Annotated in this window: 6 protein-coding genes and 1 pseudogene; all 7 read left to right on the top strand. The window is 74.0% G+C overall.

The window, feature by feature from the left end:
• On the top strand, positions 1-170 hold a 170-nt coding region (locus tag VFW79_RS14505; protein ID WP_329678002.1), incomplete at its 5' end, for a flagellar hook-basal body complex protein FliE.
• Positions 170-1,768 (top strand): flagellar basal-body MS-ring/collar protein FliF, encoded by a 1,599-nt coding sequence (gene fliF, locus VFW79_RS14500; RefSeq protein ID WP_329678000.1) that lies wholly within the window; start codon positions 170-172, stop codon positions 1,766-1,768. The genes VFW79_RS14505 and fliF, both read left to right, overlap by 1 nt.
• Positions 1,768-2,769 carry a flagellar motor switch protein FliG gene (fliG, locus tag VFW79_RS14495; protein WP_414647989.1) on the top strand — a complete coding sequence of 334 codons (1,002 nt, stop codon included), beginning with the start codon at positions 1,768-1,770 and terminating at the stop codon, positions 2,767-2,769. Before fliF ends, fliG begins: the two co-directional genes overlap by 1 nt.
• Complete coding sequence (locus tag VFW79_RS14490; protein ID WP_329677999.1) at positions 2,759-3,421, top strand: FliH/SctL family protein; 663 nt, start codon at positions 2,759-2,761, stop codon at positions 3,419-3,421. Before fliG ends, VFW79_RS14490 begins: the two co-directional genes overlap by 11 nt.
• Entirely contained in the window at positions 3,418-4,758 is a 1,341-nt protein-coding gene (locus VFW79_RS14485; RefSeq protein WP_329677998.1) for a FliI/YscN family ATPase, read from the top strand. The genes VFW79_RS14490 and VFW79_RS14485 overlap by 4 nt, the downstream gene beginning before the upstream one ends.
• Positions 4,755-5,234 carry a flagellar export protein FliJ gene (locus VFW79_RS14480; protein WP_329677997.1) on the top strand — a complete coding sequence of 160 codons (480 nt, stop codon included), beginning with the start codon at positions 4,755-4,757 and terminating at the stop codon, positions 5,232-5,234. Before VFW79_RS14485 ends, VFW79_RS14480 begins: the two co-directional genes overlap by 4 nt.
• Positions 5,231-5,612 (top strand): annotated as a pseudogene (locus VFW79_RS14475) (hypothetical protein); the annotation flags it as partial. The gene VFW79_RS14480 and the pseudogene VFW79_RS14475, both read left to right, overlap by 4 nt.

Below are 5,612 nucleotides of genomic sequence, written 5' to 3'. Positions count from 1 at the left end.
TGCAGTCGACGACCGACGGGCTCGCCGTCAAGGCCGTCACGGGCAGCCTCACCGACGTGCACGACTACACGATCGCGGCCGCCGAGTCGAAGCTCACGATGGAGCTGACCGCGGCGGTCCGTAACAAGGCCGTCGACGCGTTCAACGAGATCATGCGGATGCAGGCCTGATGCCCACCCAGGTCACGGCCGCGTTCGGCCGGTTCACGTCCACGCTCAAGCAGTTCACCGTCGCCCAGCGCACGCTCGCCGTCATCGGTCTCGCGGTCCTCCTGCTCGGCGGGTTCGCCGTGGCGAGCTGGGTGTCGAAGCCGACCATGAGCCCGCTGTTCACGAGCCTGTCCGCGACCGACGCGAGCGCGGTCGTCGACCAGCTCACGTCCGAGGGCGTCGCCTACCAGCTCTCCGACGGCGGATCCACGGTGCTCGTCCCGAACGACAAGCTCTACGCGATGCGGCTCAAGCTCGCGGCCGCCGGGCTACCGGCGAACGCCGACGGCGGCGGCTACTCGCTGCTCGACAACATGGGGATGTCGACGTCGGAGTTCCAGCAGCAGGTCACCTACCAGCGGGCGCTCGAGGGCGAGCTCGCCAAGACGGTCGGGGCCCTGCAGGGCGTCGACGCGGCGACCGTCAAGCTCGCGATCCCGCAGGACACCGTGTTCGTCGCCACCAAGGCGGACCCGACCGCGTCGGTGTTCATCCGCACCAAGGTCGGCGTCACGCTGAGCGCCGACCAGGTCCAGGCGATCGTGCACCTCGTCTCGGCGGGCATCCAGGGCATGAAGCCCACCGACGTGGCCGTCATCGACTCGACCGGCAAGGTTCTGTCGACCGTCGGGGGCGAGCTCATGTCCGGGTCGGACGGTCAGCAGACGGGCGACTACGAGGCCCGGGTCAGCGCAGCGGTCCAGGTGCTGCTCGACCAGGTCGTCGGCGTCGGCAAGTCCGCCGTCACGATGAACGCGGTGCTGGACTACGACAAGACGCAGCGCACGAGCGAGTCGTTCACCGCGGCGCCCAACACGCCCGCCCTCGCGTCCTCGAAGAAGAGCGAGACGTACACGGGCAACGGGTCGACAGCGACCGGTGTGCTCGGCCCCGACAACATCGCGGTGCCGAGCGGGAACGCCACCGCCGGCACGTACGCGTCGGCCAGCGAGGACGTCACGAACGCGGTCGACAAGGTCACCGAGCTCACGACGACCGCGCCGGGCAGCGTCCGCCGCCAGTCGCTCGCCGTGGCCATCGACGCCAAGGCTGCCGCCGCGATCGACATGACCCAGCTGACCGCGATGCTCAGTGCTGCGGCGGGGATCGACGCCGCCCGCGGCGACACCATCGCGGTGCAGGCCATCGCGTTCGACACGTCCGCGGCGCAGACCGCCCAGGACGCGCTCGCGGCCGCCGACGCGCAGTCCGCGAAGGCCGCGTCCGCCTCGCTCGTCAGGCAGGGGGCGATCGCCGGGGTCATCCTGCTCGTCGTCCTCGCGCTGGTCGTCGCCGGGGCCCGCCGGTCGCGTCGTAGTCGCCGCGAGTCGCTCGACATCGGGGAGCTGTCGCGGCTCGACCGCGACGCCGACCCGCTCGGGATCGGCGCGGGCGCCGACGGCCTGCCCGCGCTGCCCGCCGGGATGGCCCCTGTGCCCGCCCTTCCCGACGCCGTCGCGATCAAGCGCGCCGAGATCTCCGCGCTCGCCGACGAGCAGCCCGCTGAGGTCGCCGACCTGCTGCGCGGCTGGCTCGCCGCCCCGAGCGGTCGACGCTGATGGCCACGCTGACCGGCACGCAGAAGGCCGCGATGCTGCTGCTGCAGCTCGGTCGCGACCGGGCCGCGCGCGTCATGGCGCAGCTCGACGTGACCGAGATCGAGGAGCTGACCGTCGAGATCATGCGCCTCGAGCGCATCGACCAGACGATGGCCGACGACGTCCTCGAGGAGTTCTACGACGTCTCCGTCGTCGGCCCCGGGGTCGGCGGCGGCATGGCGTACGCGCAGGCGCTGCTCGAGTCGTCCCTCGGCACCGAGCTCGCCGCGGGCATGCTCGAGCGGCTCCAGACGAGCATGGCCGGTCAGCCGTTCGAGTTCCTCCAGCATGCCGACGCCCGCCAGGTCATCTCGCTGATCAGCGGCGAGCACCCGCAGGCCGTCGCGCTCGTGCTCGCGCACCTGCGTCCCGAGCACGCATCGGCGATCCTCGCGGGCCTCGGGTCCGAGCTGCAGGGGGAGGTCGCGCACCGCATCGCCCTCATGGAGCGGGCGTCGCCCGACGTCGTGGCCGTCATCGCCGAGAGCCTCATGCGCAAGGCGTCCACCGTCCTGACGCCGCGCGAGATGTCCGCGATCGGCGGGGTCCAGCCGCTCGTCGAGATCATCAACCGCGCCGACGCGACGACCGAGAAGGCGATCCTCGAGGGTCTCGAGGCGCGCGACGTCGAGCTCGCCGAAGAGGTCCGGAGCCGGATGTTCGTCTTCGGCGACATCGTCCTGCTCGAGGACCGGGCACTGCAGCTCGTGCTGCGCCAGGTCGAGACGGCCGGGCTGTCGGTGGCCCTCAAGGGTGCCGGCCCCGAGGTGCGGGAGAAGATCCTGCACAACTTGTCCGAGCGTGCCCGCGAGAACCTCGAGGAGGAGATCGAGCTGCTCGGGCCGGTGCGCCTGTCGCAGGTCGAGGACGCCCGCTCCGGCATCGTCCAGATCATCCGCCGGCTCGAGGAGAGCGGGCAGATCGTCATCCGCCGCGACGGCGAGGACGAGTATGTGTCCTGAGATCCGCTCCGCGTCGTTCGGGCTCGCCCCGATCGGCCGACCGGTCGACTCCGCGCGCGACGCCGACCGCGACCGGGCCCACGCGGCCGGGTACGCGGCGGGCTACGCCGGTGGCGCACGCGAGGCCGCCCGGGCTGCGGCCGCTGCGGCGGTGCGTGGCGAGGAGCTCCGGGTCGCGGCCGAGGAGCGGCGGTCCGTCGAGCACACCGCAGCCGTCGCAGCGCTGGCCCGTGCCACCGCGGCCGCCGCTGTGCGCACCGCACCCGTGCTGGCCGACGCCGAGCGCGCGCTGCACGCGGCCGCGTTCGAGCTCGCGACCGTCGTGCTGGGCTGCGAGCTCGCGGACGGCGAGCACTCGGCCCGCGCCGCGCTCGCCCGCGTCCTCGACGACCCCCTGGTTCCGGGCGTCCAGACCGTGCGCATGAGCGCGCGCGACCTCGACGCGCTGCGTGCCGCAGGCGGGCTCCCGGACGTCGCCGGCCTCGAGCTCGTCGCCGACCCGACGCTCGCGCCGGGCGACGCCATCGGCCGGCACCCCGACGGCTACCTCGACGCGCGCATCACCACGGCGCTGGCCCGCGCCCGCGTCGCCCTGCTCGGGACCGACGGCACCCCGTCGGCGTTGCCGCACCAGCACGGGCCGCTCGCATGAGCGCCGCAACGCTCGACCGCTCGACGCCCTGGGGTCGCGCGCTCGACGCAGCACGCCCCGAGCTCGTCGGCACCGTCCGCGGGATCGTGGGACTGACCATCGAGGTCGCCGGGACGTCGTCCGCGGTCGGCGACCTCGTCGAGATCACCGGCGGTCTCCCCGGCACAGCACCCGTCCTCGCGGAGGTCGTCGCGGCCGACCGTGGCTCGGCGCGCTGCATGCCGCTCGGTCCGACGCACGGGCTGCGCAGCGGCATGGCCGTCCGCGCGCTCGGCACCCCGCTGACTGCGCCCGTCGGCCCCGGGCTCCTCGGCCGCGTGCTCGACGGCCTCGGCCGGCCGATCGACGGCAAGGGTCCGCTGCGCGACGTCGTGCACGTCCCGATCACCGGCCACGCGCCGCACCCGCTCGAGCGCACCCGCGTCGACCTGCCGCTCGAGCTCGGCGTGCGGGTGCTCGACACGCTCGTGAGCGTCGGCCGTGGCCAGCGCATCGGCCTGTTCGCCGGGTCCGGCGTCGGCAAGTCGAGCCTGCTGTCGATGGTCGCGCGCGGCACCGACGCCGAGGTGTCGGTCATCGCGCTCGTCGGCGAGCGCGGGCGTGAGGTCCGCGACTTCCTCGAGGACGACCTCGGGCCCGAGGGCCTCGCCCGCAGCGTCGTCGTCGTCGCGACGTCCGACGAGCCCCCGCTGGTCCGGCTGCGTTCCGCGTTCGTCGCGACACGCATCGCCGAGTACCTGCGCGACGGCGGCTCCGACGTCGTCCTCATGATGGACTCGCTCACGCGCGTCGCGATGGCGCAGCGGGAGATCGGGCTGTCGGTCGGCGAGCCGCCCGCGACCCGCGGCTACCCGCCCAGCACGTTCGCGCTGCTCGCCCAGCTGCTCGAGCGCGCGGGCACCGGCGCCCGCGGTTCCGTCACCGGCATCTACACGGTGCTCGTCGACGGCGACGACCAGAACGAGCCCATCGCCGACGCCGCCCGCTCGATCCTCGACGGGCACGTCGTGCTCGACCGCAAGCTCGCCGTGAGCGGCCACTTCCCGAGCGTCGACGCGCTCGGCTCCATCTCGCGGGTCGCGACCCGCATCATCAGCCGCGAGCAGCGCGACCTGACCATCCAGCTGCGCCGGGTCATGGCCGCCCGCCGGCAGGCACAGGACCTGCTCGACGTCGGCGCGTACGTCGCGGGCAGCAACCCGCTCGTCGACGCGGCCGTCACGCACTCCCGTGCGATCGACGCGTTCCTGCAGCAGCAGATGGACGAGCGCGCGCCGCTCGCCGACTCCTGGGCGCGCCTCGGCACGCTCGTGCACGCGATGGGGGACCTGCGATGAGCCGCCCGTTCCGCCTCGCGAGCCTGCTCCACCTGCGCGGCATGGCCGAGGACCGCGCCGCGGCCGAGCTCGCCGCCGCGTCCCGGCTGCGGGCCGCCGCCGAGGCCCGCCGCCACGACACCGAGGTCATGCTCGGCTCCGCGAGCCTGCCGGGACGGTCCGACGAGCTGCACTTCCGCGCGGCCGCCGCGAGCCGCGCGGCCCTTGGCAGCCTGCTGACCGAGCGCCGGTCCGAGGTGCAGACCGCGGACGCCGAGGTCGTGGTCGCCAACGCCGCCTGGACCGCTGCGCGCGTGCAGACCAAGGCCCTCGAACGGCTCCAGGAGCGTCACGACGCGCAGGTGCGTGCCGAGGACGAGCGCGCCGAGCAGCTGGTGCTCGACGAGGTCGGGACCCGGATGCTCGCGGCGCGGGCCGCGGCTGTGCCGGCGACGGACGAGGCAGCCATCGACGCGACCGAACCGGTGCGGCCATGAGCGCCGGGATGGCCGGGATCGCCGGGATCGCTGCCGTGCAGGCGCGGATCACCGAGCTGCGCACGCTCGTCGCCCCCGAGACGGTCGTCGCCACGGAGCTGGCGAGTGCGACGAGCGCCGCGACAGGCGGTGTCTCGACCGGCGGCACCTCGAGCGCGTCGTCGTTCGCGTCGGCGCTCGCAGCCATGGGGGTCGACGCCTCGTCGATGAGCTCGCTGACGGCGCTGACCGGGGCGTCGTCGGCGACGTCCGGCTCGGTGGTGTCCGCGACCGGCACCGCGACCGGTCAGGGGCTCGTGGCGGCCGCCGAGAAGTACATCGGGATCCCGTACGTGTGGGGCGGCGAGACGCTCAGCGAGGGTGGCCTCGACTGCTCCG

This window comes from Cellulomonas sp. (assembly GCF_036279715.1).
In the GTDB taxonomy this organism is placed as follows: Bacteria; Actinomycetota; Actinomycetes; order Actinomycetales; family Cellulomonadaceae; genus Cellulomonas_A.
The sequence above is the reverse complement of the archived record's forward strand: the minus strand, read 5'-3'. Positions and strand labels throughout refer to the sequence as shown.

Coding starts and splice junctions, on each gene's coding strand:
- fliF (WP_329678000.1), top strand. CDS start 170: ATGCCCACCCAGGTCACGGCCGCGTTCGGCCGGTTCACGTCCACGCTC.
- fliG (WP_414647989.1), top strand. CDS start 1,768: ATGGCCACGCTGACCGGCACGCAGAAGGCCGCGATGCTGCTGCTGCAG.
- VFW79_RS14490 (WP_329677999.1), top strand. CDS start 2,759: ATGTGTCCTGAGATCCGCTCCGCGTCGTTCGGGCTCGCCCCGATCGGC.
- VFW79_RS14485 (WP_329677998.1), top strand. CDS start 3,418: ATGAGCGCCGCAACGCTCGACCGCTCGACGCCCTGGGGTCGCGCGCTC.
- VFW79_RS14480 (WP_329677997.1), top strand. CDS start 4,755: ATGAGCCGCCCGTTCCGCCTCGCGAGCCTGCTCCACCTGCGCGGCATG.